We start from the raw sequence: 15,868 nt of genomic DNA, 5'->3' as shown, positions 1-15,868 counted from the left end.
AGGAGGGAGGTGAGCTTGACCGATGGTCACCCGGCGCGAAGTCATCGACGACTTGAGGCGCCAGATCGAGAGGCTTGGCGGGACGTATGGCTCGCGCAAGTTCCTGCCCTTTGGCGTTTTAGCGCTCGACCGGCATCTGCCGGGACGAGGGCTTACCCTCGGAGCCCTGCACGAGGTGGTCGAGCATGGGCCAGCAGCGGAGTTTGCCGGGTCCGCCACGTTCTTCACGGCGGGGATTGCCGCCCGCCTCAAAGGTCCGGTGCTCTGGTGCCTGACCCGGCGCGATCTGTTTGCTCCTGGCCTGATGAAGGTCAGCCTTCATCCGGATCGTGTCATTTACGCCGAGACCAATCGTGATGCCGACGTTCTGCCGCTCATCGAAGAGGGCCTACATCAGAAAGGCCTGGGCGCGGTCATCGGCGAAGTCTCCCGGCTCGGCCTCACCACCTCCCGTCGCCTGCAGGTGGCCGCGGAGGCTTCAGGCGTTCCCGCCCTGGTCATCCGGCGCTGGTGGACGGTCGCTCAGAAGGACCTGACCAAGCTTCCCACCGCTGCCTCGACGCGATGGCGCGTGTCGCCGGTCCCGTCGGAGGTTGTTCCTGCCGGCGGCCTTAAACGCGGCCGCTGGCAGGTTGAGCTCGTGCGCTGCCGGGGTGCGGAACCCCGTTCCTGGATTTTGGAGGCCTGCAATGCGCAGGGTCGTCTCGCTCTACCTGCTGACTTGGCCAACCGACAGGATCAGGCGCAAGTTCGGTGACCCGCCGCGCGAGAAGCCGCTTGTGACCGTGAACAAGCAGGGCTCGCGCCGGCTGATTGCGTCTGCATGCCTGGCCGCACGGAAAGTCGGCCTGATCGAGGGAATGGCCGTTGCCAAAGCACAGGCCATGGTCCCGGATCTGCACATCATCGATGCCGATCCGGATGGTGAAAGTGCATCGCTGCGGCAGCTCGCAGAATGGCTGATCCGCTTTTCACCTGTCGTCGCACCCGATCCTCCAGACGGAATCTGGATCGACATCGCGGGAGTGGAGCATCTCTTTGGAGGCGAGGAAGCTCTGCTCAACAAGCTGATTGATCGTGTGGAGAACAACGGGATTCATGCCCGCGCGGCGATCGCCGATGTGCCCGGTGCGGCATGGGCCGTTGCGCGGTACGGCAAGGGCGGAATTATTCCACCAGGCCGGACAGTCGACGCTGTTTCGGCCCTGCCCGTGCAAGCCCTCCGGCTCTCTCATGAGACAGTGAGCACCATGCATCGCCTGGGTGTCGAGCGTGTCGGTCAGCTCGCCGCCATGCCGCGGGCCCCGATGGTGCGCCGCTTCGGCCGCGAAGCAAGCCTGCGCTTGGATCAGGCGCTGGGGCATGCCTTCGAGCCGATCACGCCGATGATTCCGGAGGAGGCGGTTATTGCATCCCGCGCCTTTGCGGAGCCGATCGGCCGGCTGGAGGACCTGAAGTTGGTGGTGCGACGGCTCGCAGAGGAGATGTGTCAATCACTCGGGAACCGCGGCGAAGGTGTCCGTCGTCTCGACCTGATCGTCCGCCGGGTGGATCAGAAAGGTGCTTCACTTCGCGTCGGGACAGCCAAGGCCACCCGGGACCACGTTCACTTGGCAAAGCTGTTCGATGAGAAAATTGAGACCGTCGACCCAGGCTTTGGCATCGAGGAAATCGTCCTCGTAGCCAACCGCGTCGATCCACTGTCTGAGAAGCAGACAGTCGTAAGAGGGATCGAGGCCGAGGACGAAGCTGTCGATCTAAGCCAACTCGTTGACCGGCTGACCGCTCGCATTGGGGAAGATCGCGTCTATCGGCTTGCTCCGGTCCAATCCCGCGTCCCGGAGCGCATGACAAGGAGGATTTCAGCTCTCGCACCACCATCGGAATCCAGCTGGCCGGAAAGCCTGGAGCGTCCCACCCGCCTCCTTGATCCGCCGGAATCGATCATGACGACGGCCCTGCTGCCGGATCACCCGCCCGGGTCATTCATCTGGCGCCGTGTCCGCTACAAGGTCACGAAGGCGGATGGGCCGGAACGCATCACCTCCGAGTGGTGGCTCGGCGATGAGCAGAAGTGGATCCGGGATTACTACCGGCTCGAAACGACCGAGGGTGCTCGCTTCTGGATCTTCCGTGATGCGCCAATGTCTGAGGGCGGCCGCTGGTGGATGCACGGGTTCTTTGCATGACCGTGTATGCCGACCTGCAGGTCACCACCCATTTCTCGTTTCTACGCGGCGCATCCAGTCCGGCCGAACTGTTCGAGCAGGCTAAGCTGCTCGGAATATCGGCGCTGGGAATTACCGATCGGAATTCTCTGGCCGGGATCGTCCGCGCGTATGAAGCCTCAAAGGACACAGGCGTGCGCCTGGTGGTCGGATGCCGGCTTGATCTGACCGACGGCACGTCCCTCCTCGTCTATCCGACGAATCGCCCGGCCTATTCGCGGCTGTGCCGATTGCTAAGCATCGGAAAGAGCCGCTGTGGGAAAGGCAAATGCTTTCTGACATGGGATGATGTCGTCCAGTGGAGCGAGGGTCTGCTAGCGGTCCTCCTGGCCGATGAGGCGAACGGCACACTCAAAGCGAACCTGTCGCGCCTGAAATCCACCTTCGGTCATCGCGCCTACATGGCCCTGATCCGCCGGTTCTCTCAAAACGAACACCTGCGTCTGCATGAGGTCGAAGAAGCTGCCCGGATCGCCTGCGTTCCAACCGTCGCACTCGGTGACATCCTCTATCACCATCCGGATCGGCGCCGGCTGCAGGATGTCGTCACCTGCATCCGGGAGGGCTGCACGATCGACGCTGCGGGCTTCCTGCTGGAGCGCAATTCGGATCGACATCTGAAGGATCCAGCCGAGATGCAGCGTCTGTTTGTACGGCATTCTGGAGCCTTCCACCGCATCGAGGAACTACTTGATCGCTGCACATTCTCCCTCGACGAGCTGCGCTATCAGTATCCGACTGAAACCGATCCGGGTGAGACCGCTCAGGAGAAGTTGGAGCGCCTGACCTGGGACGGCGCGAGCCGTCGCTACCCTAGTGGTGTTCCCGACACGGTGGCCGGAACGATCCGGCACGAGCTTCATCTGATCGAGAAGTTGGACTACGCGCCATACTTCCTCACGGTCAATGCCATCGTCCAGTTTGCGCGGACGCGAGGCATTCTGTGTCAGGGGCGCGGGTCGGCCGCTAACTCCGCGGTCTGCTACGTGCTCGGCATCACCTCGATCAATCCAATCGAGCACGATCTCCTGTTCGAGCGCTTCGTGTCCGAGGAGCGGCGTGAGCCGCCCGACATCGATGTGGACTTCGAGCACGAGCGCCGGGAGGATGTGATCCAGTGGATCTACGACACCTATGGCCGGCATCGTGCGGCTCTGACTGGAGTGGTGATTACCTACCGTGCCCGTGGCGCCGTGCGGGAAGTCGGCAAGGTCATGGGCCTGCCGGAGGACGTGACCGCCGGCCTGTCGGGCCTCGTCTGGGGCTGGGGCAACGATGGCGTGACGGAAAAGGAGGCCGAGGCGCTCAACCTCAATCTCAAGGATCCGCGGCTGCGGATGACGCTCGAACTGGCCTCGGAGCTGATTGGAGCCCCCCGGCATCTCTCGCAGCATCCGGGCGGCTTTGTGCTGACCCAGGATCGTCTCGACGATCTCGTGCCGATCGAGCCTGCCGCCATGGAGAACCGGCAGGTGATCGAATGGGACAAGAACGATATCGACATCCTGAAATTCATGAAGGTGGATGTGCTGGGCCTCGGCATGCTCGGCTGCATGCGCCGGGCCTTCGACCTTCTGCGGGAGCATAAGGGCGAGGAGCGGGAGATCGCCACGATCCCGCTGAAGGACGGCCCGACCTATCGCATGATTCAGAAGGCCGACACGGTCGGCGTCTTCCAGATCGAGAGCCGCGCCCAAATGGCGATGCTTCCCCGCATCAAGCCGAGGATCTTCTATGACCTCGTCATCCAGGTGGCGATCGTTCGGCCGGGACCGATCCAGGGCGACATGGTGCATCCATATCTCCGCCGACGGGAAGGTCACGAGAAACCGGACTATCCCCAGCCCGAGCTCCGGCGTGTTCTGGAAAAGACACTCGGGGTGCCGCTGTTTCAGGAGCAGGCCATGCGGGTGGCCATCGAATGCGCCGGGTTCGCGCCGTCCGAGGCGGACCAACTCAGGCGGGCTATGGCGACGTTCAAACTGACGGCGGGCGTCACCAAGTTCCGGGACAAGCTCGTGAGCGGCATGACCGCGCGTGGTTACGACCCGGAGTTCGCGGAGAGAACCTTCAAGCAGCTCGAGGGCTTCGGATCCTATGGCTTCCCGGAGAGCCATGCAGCCTCGTTCGCCAAGATCGCCTATGCCTCGTCCTGGATGAAATGCCACCATCCGGACGTCTTCTGCTGTGCGATCTTGAACGCCCAGCCGATGGGCTTTTATGCTCCCGCGCAGTTGGTTCGGGATGCACGAAACCATGGAGTCGAAATCCGCCCTATCGACATCAACCACTCGCGTTGGGACTGCACGCTCGAGCCGACGCGGAACCCGAAACGGTTCGCGGTTCGCCTCGGGTTAAGGCTGATCGCGGGGTTAAAGAACTCTGAGGCGGCCATGATCCCATTGGCCCAGGCGAACCATCCTTTCACATCGATCGAGGATCTCTGGCGTCGGGCTGGAATTTCCGTCGCGGCTCTCGAGCGACTAGCGGACGCGGATGCCTACGGACCGATCGGGGTCAGTCGACGGGACGCTCTCTGGACAATCAAAGGCCTTTCGGATGCCCCCCTTCCGCTCTTTGCAGCAGCCGATGAGCGGGACAGTCAGATCCGACCGGAAGGCTATGAACCGCATGTAGAACTCACGCCAATGACCGAGGGTCGTGAGGTTGTGGAGGACTACCGGTCGAAAGGGCTGACGCTTCGGCAACACCCGATTTCCTTCCTCCGGGAGGAATTGCGGCGCCAGCGCATTCATCGCTGCTCGGCAATCCGAATGATGCGGGATGGCCGCAGGCTGACGATAGCCGGAATGGTCTTGGTGCGGCAGAAGCCGGGATCCGCGAAAGGAGTAATGTTCATGACGATCGAGGATGAGACCGATGTGGCGAACCTCGTGATCTGGCCTTCGCTGTTTGAGAAGCAGCGCCGGCTGATCCTGTCCTCAGGAATGATCGGGTGTCGTGGACGCCTTCAGAAGGAGGGTGGGGTGACCCATGTTATCGCCGAGCACATCGTCGATCTATCGCACCTGCTGCGATCCGTGGGCGACCGGGATCAACCATTCCAGGCGGAACACGGTCGAGGAGATGAGGCAAAGCTCGGAACGCGCGACCGGCTGCGCGGCGGACCGAAAGAGGTTGTCGATGCGACGCCAGTCATGGTCCCGGAACGGCATACTACTGTACCAGCCATCCGCGTCGCGACACGCGACTTCCACTGAGTCAGCCCATCATGCAAGAGCCCGACCCGAGACAACGAACAAAACTGCTCAAGATCGGCACGCGGCAGTGCCGCTACATCGTCTCCGATGACCCTCGACGTGCCGTCTGTTGTGGAGCCCCGACAAAGGAGGGCTCGAGCTGGTGCGATTGGCACCGGAGGCTCGTCTACGCCCCGTCACAAGCCATCAAAATCCGGCATGACGCACTGGGGCCGTAGACGGGCCTTACCGCGCCCCCGGAACTCGGCCTCGGGCGTGCAAGACTGTCATTGTGCACACACTCAAGAGAGGCCATCCAATTTCGCAACGTCCTACAGTCAGAAGAGCCTTCTCCATCGCGCACCACGGCCTGTGCTGCTACAGGTCGAGGCCGGAGACTGCGCCATCGCGCGCCACGAGGGCGATCCGGATGCCGGTCCGTCTGACCAGCGGTCGGCACCGCCAAGTCTCCGCGAGCTTACGGAAGACAGGCGTGTCCGGCACCGCGGCGACCACAATGTCATCAGCAGAGACCTCGAACAGAATCGCTTGGCCGAGCGCCGTCGTGAGGAGTGGGTACTCCGGTCCTCCGGGCTTTCGGACGAGCGGGCCTTTCTTGCACCTGGCTACGATGCGGCGGCCGTTGACTTGGGTGACCACGTCGCCCTCGCCCGGCCGCGAGTGCACGCGGATGGTCTTGTCGCCGCGTCTATACACGCCGGTCCAGGCATTGCGGCCGACCTGCGGCTCCTTGGCTTGCTCCCATCCGGTGCCAGCCATAAAGCGGCCGATGTCGAAGACGACAGCATCGCCGACCTTGATGCTGGCCCCGTCAATCGCGACGCTGGCCATTGCTCCGGAGGCGGGAAGCGACAGGATGAACTCGGCCAACCGCAAGGCCACCTCAGCCTCCGGCATGCGGTCGACTGGCAGACCGAGGTCCAGCAGAACCTGATTCCTCATGATTTCGAACCCTGTTCTGCTGCCTGCAACCTCGTCACCTGAGCCATCATCCATCCGTGTCCACCGCCGCGCAGTTGTCGGTTGCTCCAGCGCGTTCATAAAAGATTCCCATTGGCGCCGCTGCCAATGGTATTGGCTAAGCTTACCTGGTCCTGTTGTCGAAATACGACACGGCCAATATTTCTGCTGCACAGGCCTAGTGTTGACGCATGGTTCATGTCTAGTGCGAATCCTTATTCAGAAGGCCGTAAGAGCCTGGGAATTATTGCGGGGTGCACCATGAGCGACAAGCAGGCAAATCAAAGTGGATCGGTGGCTAAGCTTCATCCCGTTAGCACGCCTCCGGTCGATGAGAACACTGCATCGATGATCGACCTGCTGCAGGAACATCTGCGGCTCGCCCGTGAAGGCAAGCTGCGCTCGCTCGCCGTGGTGTCCGTGTCCGCTGACGGATCGGCCATTGGCACCCAGTGGTCCTGCGATCCTGGCGATATGGCATCGCTGATCGGCAAGCTTACCGTCCTCACCCACGATCTCATGGCCGCTCGCAAGTAACTCGTTGGCCCGTCGCCACCTGGAAAGCGGGACGCCGTCTTGTACCATTTCGGCTAGGCTCCAGAGCTGGAGGCGAAGGCGTGCACCGTGCTTCATGATTTGTGAACCGCCGCCGAAGAGGACCACGCCCTGTCGGAGAATCCCGCTCATGTGGAATCTCTACAGCGTTTTCACCACCCGCCAGGTCTTTAACGTCGCCCGCGACAGCGCGGGCGGCCCCTCACCTGCCTATCGATCCGCCCTGTAATGCGGGTGATACTGCGGCGCTCAGTCACCGCGTGAGAAGGCAGAATCAGAATTCTTCCAGCCAGCCGCCTGGCTGCTACCATAGATGGGGGGTGAGGGCGATGAGTCCATGATTGAGCTGGGTCGACCAACTCAATAGCAGACCAAGGGAGCGCACAATGGCACTGTTGAGACGAGAACTGCACGGGACCGCTAAGGGCCCGGTCGCCAACAATGACGACACTTGGTCTTTGGTGTTCGATACGGACACCAAGTGCCTCTACGTCGAGCACGAGTGGCAGCACGTGGACCTGACCCGGAGCGGGGCTCGAACAACGGGACGGAGCAAATCGAGATCTCCGAGTATATGCTCCAGGGCGGACAGACCGCCGGGCACCGCGAACTGTGGCGCCTCATCAGGATTCTGTTTGATGAACCGAACGCCACACAGAAAGGGTAGCGACAGAAAGGGTAGCGCGATCGAACCGAGCGGCTGCCCGACGGCGGAGCATCCAGATAAGTTTGCGGAGCGCCCGAACTTCTACCAGAACCGGCCGTTCTCGGCCTAGGGCCAGGGGCTTTCGGAGAACGGTCATGGGTGCTGATGAGAACTCGCCAAAGCGCGGCTTTGCTTCAATGAGTGAGGAAAGGCGTCGCGAGATCGCAAGCAAAGGCGGCAAGAGCGTCCCGGCTGAAAAACGGTATTTCGCCCAGAACACTGCATCGGCCTCCGAAGCTGGCCGCAAGGGAGGCCAGAACTCCCCGAGCCGCAGGAAGGATCGTCAAGGATAGGGTCACCGGCCAAGCTACCGGGCGACCTGCTAATTGGCAGTTCTGGCAGCATAGCCGGCGAATTGGCCTTGCTTCCAAAAATGGAGAGCCTTGTAGCGGCTCTGAAGGCCCTCCGAGGAGGTCCGCGCCTAAGGCGCTTGCTTAGTTGGCACCACAACTAAACCCACGAATTGCCCTTGATGGAGTCCGTGCTAACCCACATTGTCGCAAAAAAGCCTTGAAACAAACCAAGAACCTTTGACGTGAATAGAGGGAGAGCATCCTCGTCAGTGGTGCCATCCAGCGCTACAGTCGGAGAGCCCGGGATCTTTTCCTGGCAGGCGCCATGAACCAGATGACTCGACCCTTACAAGTTGATCAAAGGCCCGTTCCCGAGACGCTCGCGGGCTCGGTCGAGCGTGTGACCTTCCACAATGCCGAGAACGGCTTCGCTGTCCTGAAGGTACATGCACGGGGCAAGCGCGACCTCGTGACGGTGGTCGGACACACCCCAGCCGTTTCCGCAGGCGAATGGATCACCGCTAGCGGGCTTTGGATCACCGACCGTACGCACGGGCTGCAGTTCAAGGCCGAGGTGCTCAAGACCACCCCACCGACCGGTGCCGAGGGGATCGAGAAGTATCTCGCCTCCGGACAAATGCGCGGCATCGGGCCGGCCATGGCGAAGCGGATCGTCGCTGCCTTCGGGGTGGACACCTTCGAGATTATCGAGGCCGCCCCCGAGCGCCTGACCGAGGTGCCTGGAATTGGGCAGATGCGGGCGTCCCGCATCGTGGCGGGCTGGGCCGAGCAGAAGGCGGTGCGGGAGATCATGATCTTCCTTCACGCGCACGGGGTCGGCACCGCTCGAGCGGTTCGCATTTTCAAGACCTATGGGTATGAGGCCATCCAGGTCATGACGGAGGACCCGTATCGACTAGCCAAGGACGTGCGCGGCATCGGCTTCAGAACGGCAGATGCCATCGCGGCGAAGCTCGGGATGGAGAAGACTGCCCCGCAGCGCATCCGGGCTGGTATCTCGTTCGCGCTCCAGACGGCGACTGACGAGGGGCACTGCGCCTTGCCGGTCGATGCTCTCACCCGGCTGGCCGAGCAACTCCTCGAAGTCAATGAGGCCCTGATCCGCACAGCGATAGTCGAGGAGTTGTCCAAGGGCGAGATCGTCTCGGACACCATTGGGGACGAGACCTGCCTCTTCCTAAAAGGTCTCCATCTCGCCGAGCAAGCGATTGCGTCTCGGCTGATCGAGCGAGCGTCTGGTCCAGCACCCTGGCCAGAGATCGACCTCGACAAGGCCATTCCGTGGGTTGAAGGCCGCACGGGCAAGACCCTGGCAACCTCACAACGTGAGGCTCTGAAGCTGGTGCTTGGCTCCAAGATGGCCGTAGTGACCGGTGGTCCGGGCGTCGGCAAGACAACCCTGCTCGACACGATCTTGCGTCTGCTGGTTGCCAAAGGCGTTCGGGTCGCGTTAGCAGCTCCTACGGGACGAGCGGCCAAGCGCATGACAGAGCAGACGGGACTGGAAGCCAAGACCATTCACCGCTTGCTAGAAATTGATCCGAAGCATGGTGGCTTCTCACGCAGTGAAGAGAACCCACTCGACTGCGATCTGCTGGTGGTGGACGAAACCAGCATGGTCGATGTGCCGCTGATGAATGCCCTGACCAAGGCGGTGCCGCCGCAAGCAGGATTGCTGTTGGTGGGAGATGTGGACCAGTTGCCCTCCGTCGGCTCAGGGCAGGTGCTGGCCGATATCATCGCCTCAGGTCGAATTTCTGTCGCCCGCCTGACCGAGGTCTTCCGGCAGGCGGCAGAAAGCCGGATCGTGGTGAATGCTCACCGCATCAACAAGGGTCAGATGCCCGAGGTGCCAAAGGCCGGCGAGGAGACTGACTTCTACTTCGTCGAGATCGCCGATCCCGAGGAGGGTGTGCCCAAGATCATCCAGATGATCAAGGAACGCATGCCGCGTAGGTTCGGGCTCGATCCGATGAAGGATATTCAGGTGCTCTGCCCCATGAACCGGGGCGTGCTCGGAGCTCGTAATCTCAACATCCAGCTGCAAGAGGTGCTTAATCCCAATCCGTCATCCAAGGTGGAGCGGTTTGGCTGGCGCTTTTCGCCAGGAGATCGGGTGATGGAGACCCAAAACGACTATGACCGGGAGGTCTTCAACGGTGACCTTGGCATGGTGGTGCGGATCGATGACGAGGAAGGGGCACTGATTGCCTCGTTCGATGGGCGGGAGGTGTCCTATCCGTTCGGTGAACTTGACACGCTCGTCCCTGCCTATGCGACTACCATCCACAAGTCGCAAGGCTCGGAGTATCCCGCCGTCATTATCCCTGTCGTAACACAGCACTACACCATGCTGGCCCGCAACCTGCTCTACACTGGCGTAACCCGCGGCAAGCGGCTCGTGGTCTTGGTGGGCCAAAAGAAAGCTGTCGGGATTGCAGTCGGGGGTGGGCAGATGAAGAGGCGCTGGACGAAACTGCAGGAATGGTTAGCTGCCCACTGATCGACAGCTCAGACTTCCTTTCTCATGGCGCATTCGAAGTGTGCGGTTTCAACACCATACGCACGTCTCGAGGTAATATAAGTTAGACCATGCCGCTGCTCGCATATACCCACTCATGAGAGCCGCTTATTGCTCCACTGATGACCGATGATGAATGGGAGCGATTGCGATCAGCGCGAAATCGCGATGCATGGATGCCATATGGGAAAGGGCGGGCCATCCCCAAGACATCGCGCCTTGGAACACGCTTCTTCGCCCATCCTCCTGAGCAAATTCCCGAGGGAGCAAGGGAAAGCGACCTCCATCTTTACATCAAAGCACAGAGCCTGATTGGAGCCCGAGCCGCGGGTTGGGATGCCCTGCCGGAGCAATCTGGGACGGCACCAGATGGCCAGGACTGGCGGGCCGATGTCCTGTGCCGCCGGCCTGGAAAGCCCTGGACTGTCGCCATTGAAGCTCAGGTTCAGCTCCAGGAGGAGGAAACCTACCGCCAGCGGCAAGAGCGCTATGTGGCTTCGGGCATTCGCGCCCTCTGGCTGGTCGCTCATGAGCCTGCAGCCCTGCATCATTACTGGCTTAGGCCTGACCCACATCTACCGGCCTCCAAAACCACGGCCTGGAAGGATCAGTATGGCCTACCGGGAGCGCACGTGCATGTCGACGGCTTGTCGCTCAGCATCTCTGACTTTGTCGCCGGTGCCCTCACCGGGCAGCTTCAGTGGTATGGCAATGGCCGGCATGGGATTATTCCACTCGTTCTTCGTGAGGAGCAATGTTGGCACCGCACCTGCCGAAAAAGAGCTCTCCTGGCCTACAGGGCTGAAGCGCCACATGCGAGACCTCTCGAAATTGAGGTGGCCCAAGCGATGCACGGCTACGCAGACGCTTATGCCAAGGCTCGAGCGGCTCTTCCTGATCTCGCAGAAAGCCCACGGCCTTTCAGAAAAGTTCTCGCGTCACGCTGTCCCCATTGCAAACGAGAGATTCGGTATCAGCGTGAAGATTGGGCGGGCCAGACCGCCACATATAAGTTGCCAATTGGCATCAACATTCCGGAGCAGGGAAGCGAGATCGGCTTAACCCCACATGCCCAGTGGCGCTGGGGGCCGGAGGCCCGGTGGCCTCACTGGGCTCCCCTCGGCGGCTTTGGTCCGGTCTCCCATCAACCTCTTGAGAGGCGGCCGAGGCGCCTGGGCTCCAGGACAGGTTGATGTATCTCGATCGCCGAACTTAACGCGAGAGTCACAGGTCCTGCATCCAAGGTAAGGAGCTTGCGGGACCGCCGAGCTGTGTCTAACAATCGGCTATCAGGAGATCATTCATGCTGCACGTTCTGGCCTACATCACTGCAAAGCCCGGTATGCGTGAAACCGTGCTCCGAGAGTTCCGAGCGAACATGCCGGCCGTGCATGCTGAAGAGGCTTGCATCGAGTACGTTCCTGTTGTCGATCTTCCGGCGGCATTCGGAGCTTCCTAGACCGAACTTGGGCCAGACACCTTTGTCATGGTCGAGAAATGGGCGAGCCCTGAAGCGCCCAAAGCGCACGCTGCCGCCCCGCACATGAAGGCTTATACTGAGCGAACGGCTGACATGATCGAAGACCTCTTGATCCACGTCCTCTCACCTCTTTGAAAATCCTGCCTGACGCCCCCTGACGAGTTTCGCTGCGATTGCATGACATGCGGCAGCGGCTCTTGTCAGAACCTACCCGCCATCGCCCCTGCTGCTGGAGCTCTGCTTTGATTACATTCTACTACAACCTTGCCCCGAACCCGATGAAGGTTGCTCTGTGCCTGGAGGAGATGGGCCTCCCGTATGAGCTCAAGCCCGTGGATACACGCAAAGGCGAGCAGCATCAGTCGGACTTTCTGGCCATCAATCCGAATGGCAAGGTGCCTGTGATCATCGACCAAGATACCGGCGTAAGGGTCTTCGACTCGAACGCGATCCTGCTCTATCTTGCGGAGAGGACCGGACAGTTCCTCCCTGACAGCACACCGGTTACGCGTGGTGAGCTTCTCTCTTGGCTGATGTTCATTGCAACGGGTGTCGGCCCGTTCTCAGGCCAAGCCGGGCATTTCAAGCACTTTGCGCCTGAGCCCAAGGACTATGCCGTCAATCGTTATCTTTACGAAGCGAAGAGACATTACAGCATCATTGATGCGCATCTGTCCGGGCAGCGCTACATGGTGGGTGAAACTTACACCATCGTGGACATGGCCCTGTGGGGCTGGGCACGCATGGTGCCCTTCATTCTAGGTGAGAACGCCTGGGAGGACTTCCCGAACCTCAAGCGTCTTTTTGATGAGATCAGCGCTCGCCCGGCCGCTCAGGCCACTGCCGCGCTGAAGGAGAGGCACAGCTTCAAAGCTGAGATGGACGACGAAGCACGCCAACATATGTTCCGACATTTGGCTGTCCCGGCTAGCTGACTTCCCACGCGTGTCGCCTTTCCTCCGCCCAGCATGCAGATTGGCAATTGGGCGGAGGTCGAAGCCGTGGAGGGACATAGGTGTCCTGGGTAGTTCCCCGCTGGAAGCATAAAGTGCGGCACCAAATGCGATGAACAGCCCGGGTGGGAAAACTGCTGAAGCAGTCTTCCCGTCTTATGTCCCGCAGAATGTCCGATAGACGCGCTGGTGCGGTTCCGGTGGCTCGGAATAGTGGGCGAAAGCTGGCTGATCCTCATAGGGATTCGAGAGAACAGTCAGGAGCTCCTTGAAAGGAGCAAAGTCGCCCCGCTCAACCGCAGCTTGTATCACCGCCTCCACGCGGTGATTGCGCGGGATAAAGGCTGGATTGACGGCTCGCATTGCAGCTTGGCGGCTTGCACCATCTTGCGGCTCAAGGCTCAACCGCTCGCGCCAGCGGGTGGCCCAGGCATCATAAGCAAGCGGATTGATGAAGAGGTTTCGTACCGCCTCATCCCCTTCGGCTCCAGCGGCAGCATCGCTCAAGTGCCGGAATGTCAGAGTGAAGTCAGCCTGATTCTCAGCCATTGCCTTCATGAGATCCCCGGCGAGTGTCAGGTCTTCCTCGCGTTCCGTCAGCAGCCCGAGCTTGCACCTGAGCGCCGCGTGATAGGCCGCCTCGAATTTACCCGAGAAGGCTTCGAGCGCCTCGCCCGCTTCCGCAATAGCTTTCTCCTGGTCTTCGGATAGGAGCGGCAGAAGCGTCTCAGCCAGCCGTGTCAAATTCCAAAGGCCGATGTGGGGTTGGTTGCCATAGGCATAGCGGCCCTGCCGGTCGATCGAGCTGAAGACTGTCGCCGGATCGTAGGCATCCATGAAGGCGCATGGGCCGTAGTCAATCGTCTCGCCGGCGATGGACATGTTGTCGGTGTTCATCACTCCGTGGATGAAGCCGATGTGGAGCCAACGGGCGATAAGGTTTGCCTGGGCTGCAATGACTTGGTCTAGGAACGCGCGGTGGGGTTGGTCGCTTTCGGCAGCCTGTGGGTAGTGCCGGGCAATGACGTAGTCCGCCAGGAGGCGTAGCCCCTCCACATCCTGCCGGGCTGCAAAGAACTGGAACGTGCCGATCCGGACATGACTCGAGGCAACGCGGGTGAGAACTGCCCCGGGAAGTAGCGTCTCGCGGACAACCATCTCGCCGGTCAAGACTGCGGCGAGCGCCCGCGTTGTCGGCAGCCCAAGCGCCGCCATTGCCTCGCTGAGAAGATACTCACGCAAGACAGGTCCCAACGCCGCCCGCCCATCGCCGCGGCGCGAGAACGGCGTCGGACCTGAACCCTTGAGTTGAATGTCCCGGCGGATGCCGTCTCGATCAACCACTTCACCGAGGAGGACAGCGCGGCCGTCACCGAGCTGCGGCACAAAGTTCCCGAACTGGTGGCCGGCGTAAGCCATGGCAATGGGCTCTGCCGCATCCGGAACGCGGTTGCCGGACAGAAGTTCAACTCCGTCAGGACTGGAGAGAAGATCAGGGTCGAGGCGGAGATGTAAGGCGAGATCCCAATTCAGCCGGATGAGCCTCGGAGCCGTAACGGCTTCGGGTTCTACACGCGCATAGAACCGATCAGGCAGGCGCGCGTAGGTGTTGTCGAAGGGAAAATGAACTGTCATGGTCCGGGTTCACCATCAGGACCACGTGAAATCGTATTGAGCGCCTCAGAAAACAAGAGTCAGACGGTAATTCTGGATAGGGTTCAGGGCACTCCCACTGTAATCTTGTATAACTGAACTGCCTGCACGCATCGGGACAGACCACCCGCTCCACGGTTTTACTCCCTCCCCGTATACCTTGTGCATTAACGATCTGGCGACCCGCACCCTCTAGTCTGCCCCGCCGGGCCGCACTCGTGGGGCTGTCCTATTGGCGGGCGGAAGGTGTGGGAATGCGAGGCCAGGCTGACCTTTTCTTGGACTACGACGCACCGCCGGGTCCGATCGAGACGCGTCCCGTCGGTGAGATTGTGATCAAAGCCAAGCCTCGCAGTGAGATCTTTAAGGCCCCTGACTACGAGACCGCCGCCCGGATGCTGGAGGCCACAGGCGACTACCGCGTTTTGCGTCGATTGACGCCACGCCCCATCGTCGTGTCCCGCACCGCTCGCGAAGGCGAGAAGATCGCCGTCATCCTCGACACCGAAACCACCGGTCTCGATCATACGAGGGACGAGGTCATCGAACTCGGCATGATCACCTTTACCTATGATGACGAAGGCCGGATCGGTGATGTGATCGGAACGTTCAATGCCCTGCGTGAGCCGAGCGTACCTGTCAGTCCTGAGATCACTCGCCTGACCGGGATCACGCCTGAGATGGTCGCCGGCCAAGTGCTCGATCTTGAGGCAGTGGAGAAGTTCATCGCGCCGGCGGAGTTGATCATCGCGCACAACGCTCGCTTTGATCGGCCCTTCTGTGAGCGCCTGTCCAAGGATTTCCAGGTCAAGGCGTGGGCCTGCTCCCATTCCGAGATCGCCTGGAGCGGGTTTGGGTTTGAGGGATCGAAGCTGGGCTATCTCCTGACGCAGTGTGGCTGGTTCCACGAGGGGCACCGCGCAGTCGAGGACTGCCATGCCTTGCTTGAGGTGTTGGCCTCTCCCCTGCCGTCGGAGGCTGGTCTCCCTTTCAAGCACCTGCTTGCCTCGGCTCGGAAGTCGCTCCTGCGCATCTGGGCGGAGAGCAGCCCGTTCGACATGAAGGACGTGCTGAAGGCGCGAGGGTACCGCTGGAATGACGGGACCAACGGGCGCCCGAAGTCGTGGTGGGTGGAGGTTGACGAGGAGGCCGGTGAGGCTGAGCTCGCGTTTCTTCGGCGCGAGGTTTACCGGCGCGAGGTCGAGCCTTACACCCACAAGATTACTGCCTTCGAGAGGTTCCGATCGGCCCGCTAAGCGGCACCTGCTGGATCTCTA

Annotated in this window: 11 protein-coding genes and 1 pseudogene; 10 read left to right on the top strand and 2 right to left on the bottom strand. The window is 61.1% G+C overall.

The annotated features are described in order from the left end of the window. Positions 1-22: 22 nt before the first annotated feature. Genes BB934_RS30520 through BB934_RS51095 form a run of 4 tightly spaced genes read left to right on the top strand, consistent with a single transcriptional unit; the run spans position 23 to position 5,667 of the window. Positions 23-757: an ImuA family protein gene (locus BB934_RS30520; protein ID WP_099513657.1), complete on the top strand. Its 735-nt coding sequence runs from the start codon at positions 23-25 to the stop codon at positions 755-757. Beyond that, positions 690-2,189, top strand: coding sequence for a Y-family DNA polymerase (locus tag BB934_RS30515; RefSeq protein ID WP_099513656.1), 1,500 nt, complete (start codon positions 690-692; stop codon positions 2,187-2,189). The genes BB934_RS30520 and BB934_RS30515 overlap by 68 nt, the downstream gene beginning before the upstream one ends. After that, entirely contained in the window at positions 2,186-5,449 is a 3,264-nt protein-coding gene (locus BB934_RS30510) for an error-prone DNA polymerase (RefSeq protein ID WP_099513655.1), read from the top strand. The genes BB934_RS30515 and BB934_RS30510 overlap by 4 nt, the downstream gene beginning before the upstream one ends. 11 nt (positions 5,450-5,460) lie before the next feature. Then, positions 5,461-5,667 (top strand): GcrA family cell cycle regulator, encoded by a 207-nt coding sequence (locus BB934_RS51095; protein ID WP_157934416.1) that lies wholly within the window; start codon positions 5,461-5,463, stop codon positions 5,665-5,667. 139 nt (positions 5,668-5,806) lie between these two features. On the opposite strand, the gene BB934_RS30505 is transcribed toward BB934_RS51095, so the two are convergent. Beyond that, a complete protein-coding gene (locus tag BB934_RS30505; RefSeq protein WP_099514275.1) occupies positions 5,807-6,391 on the bottom strand; it encodes a hypothetical protein in 585 nt (194 codons plus the stop codon). Positions 6,392-6,670: 279 nt separating this feature from the next. On the opposite strand from BB934_RS30505, the gene BB934_RS30500 reads away from it, so the two are divergent. The 5 genes and pseudogenes from BB934_RS30500 to BB934_RS30470 all read left to right on the top strand — a co-directional run bounded on the left by BB934_RS30500 (position 6,671) and on the right by BB934_RS30470 (position 12,920). Further along, positions 6,671-6,946, top strand: a complete 276-nt coding sequence (locus tag BB934_RS30500; RefSeq protein WP_099513654.1) for a hypothetical protein — start codon at positions 6,671-6,673, stop codon at positions 6,944-6,946. Positions 6,947-7,765: 819 nt separating this feature from the next. After that, positions 7,766-7,963 (top strand): KGG domain-containing protein, encoded by a 198-nt coding sequence (locus tag BB934_RS30495; protein WP_099513653.1) that lies wholly within the window; start codon positions 7,766-7,768, stop codon positions 7,961-7,963. A gap of 325 nt (positions 7,964-8,288) precedes the next feature. After that, positions 8,289-10,487, top strand: coding sequence for an SF1B family DNA helicase RecD2 (gene recD2 / locus BB934_RS30490; protein ID WP_099513652.1), 2,199 nt, complete (start codon positions 8,289-8,291; stop codon positions 10,485-10,487). Positions 10,488-11,808: 1,321 nt separating this feature from the next. Further along, a pseudogene (locus tag BB934_RS30475) lies at positions 11,809-12,120 on the top strand (putative quinol monooxygenase). Between the two features lie 143 nt (positions 12,121-12,263). Further along, positions 12,264-12,920: a glutathione S-transferase family protein gene (locus BB934_RS30470; protein ID WP_418294795.1), complete on the top strand. Its 657-nt coding sequence runs from the start codon at positions 12,264-12,266 to the stop codon at positions 12,918-12,920. A gap of 174 nt (positions 12,921-13,094) precedes the next feature. Here the strand turns inward: BB934_RS30470 and BB934_RS30465 are convergent, their stop codons facing one another. Next, positions 13,095-14,573 carry a protein adenylyltransferase SelO gene (locus BB934_RS30465; RefSeq protein ID WP_099513648.1) on the bottom strand — a complete coding sequence of 493 codons (1,479 nt, stop codon included), beginning with the start codon at positions 14,571-14,573 and terminating at the stop codon, positions 13,095-13,097. Between the two features lie 272 nt (positions 14,574-14,845). Here BB934_RS30465 and BB934_RS30460 point away from each other — a divergent pair, with 272 nt between their 5' ends. After that, on the top strand, positions 14,846-15,847 hold the full coding sequence (locus tag BB934_RS30460; protein WP_099513647.1) for a 3'-5' exonuclease: 1,002 nt from the start codon (positions 14,846-14,848) through the stop codon (positions 15,845-15,847). Positions 15,848-15,868: the final 21 nt, after the last annotated feature.

Origin of the sequence: Microvirga ossetica, from assembly GCF_002741015.1 — a bacterium.
In the GTDB taxonomy this organism is placed as follows: domain Bacteria; phylum Pseudomonadota; class Alphaproteobacteria; order Rhizobiales; family Beijerinckiaceae; genus Microvirga; species Microvirga ossetica.
The sequence above is the reverse complement of the archived record's forward strand: the minus strand, read 5'-3'. Positions and strand labels throughout refer to the sequence as shown.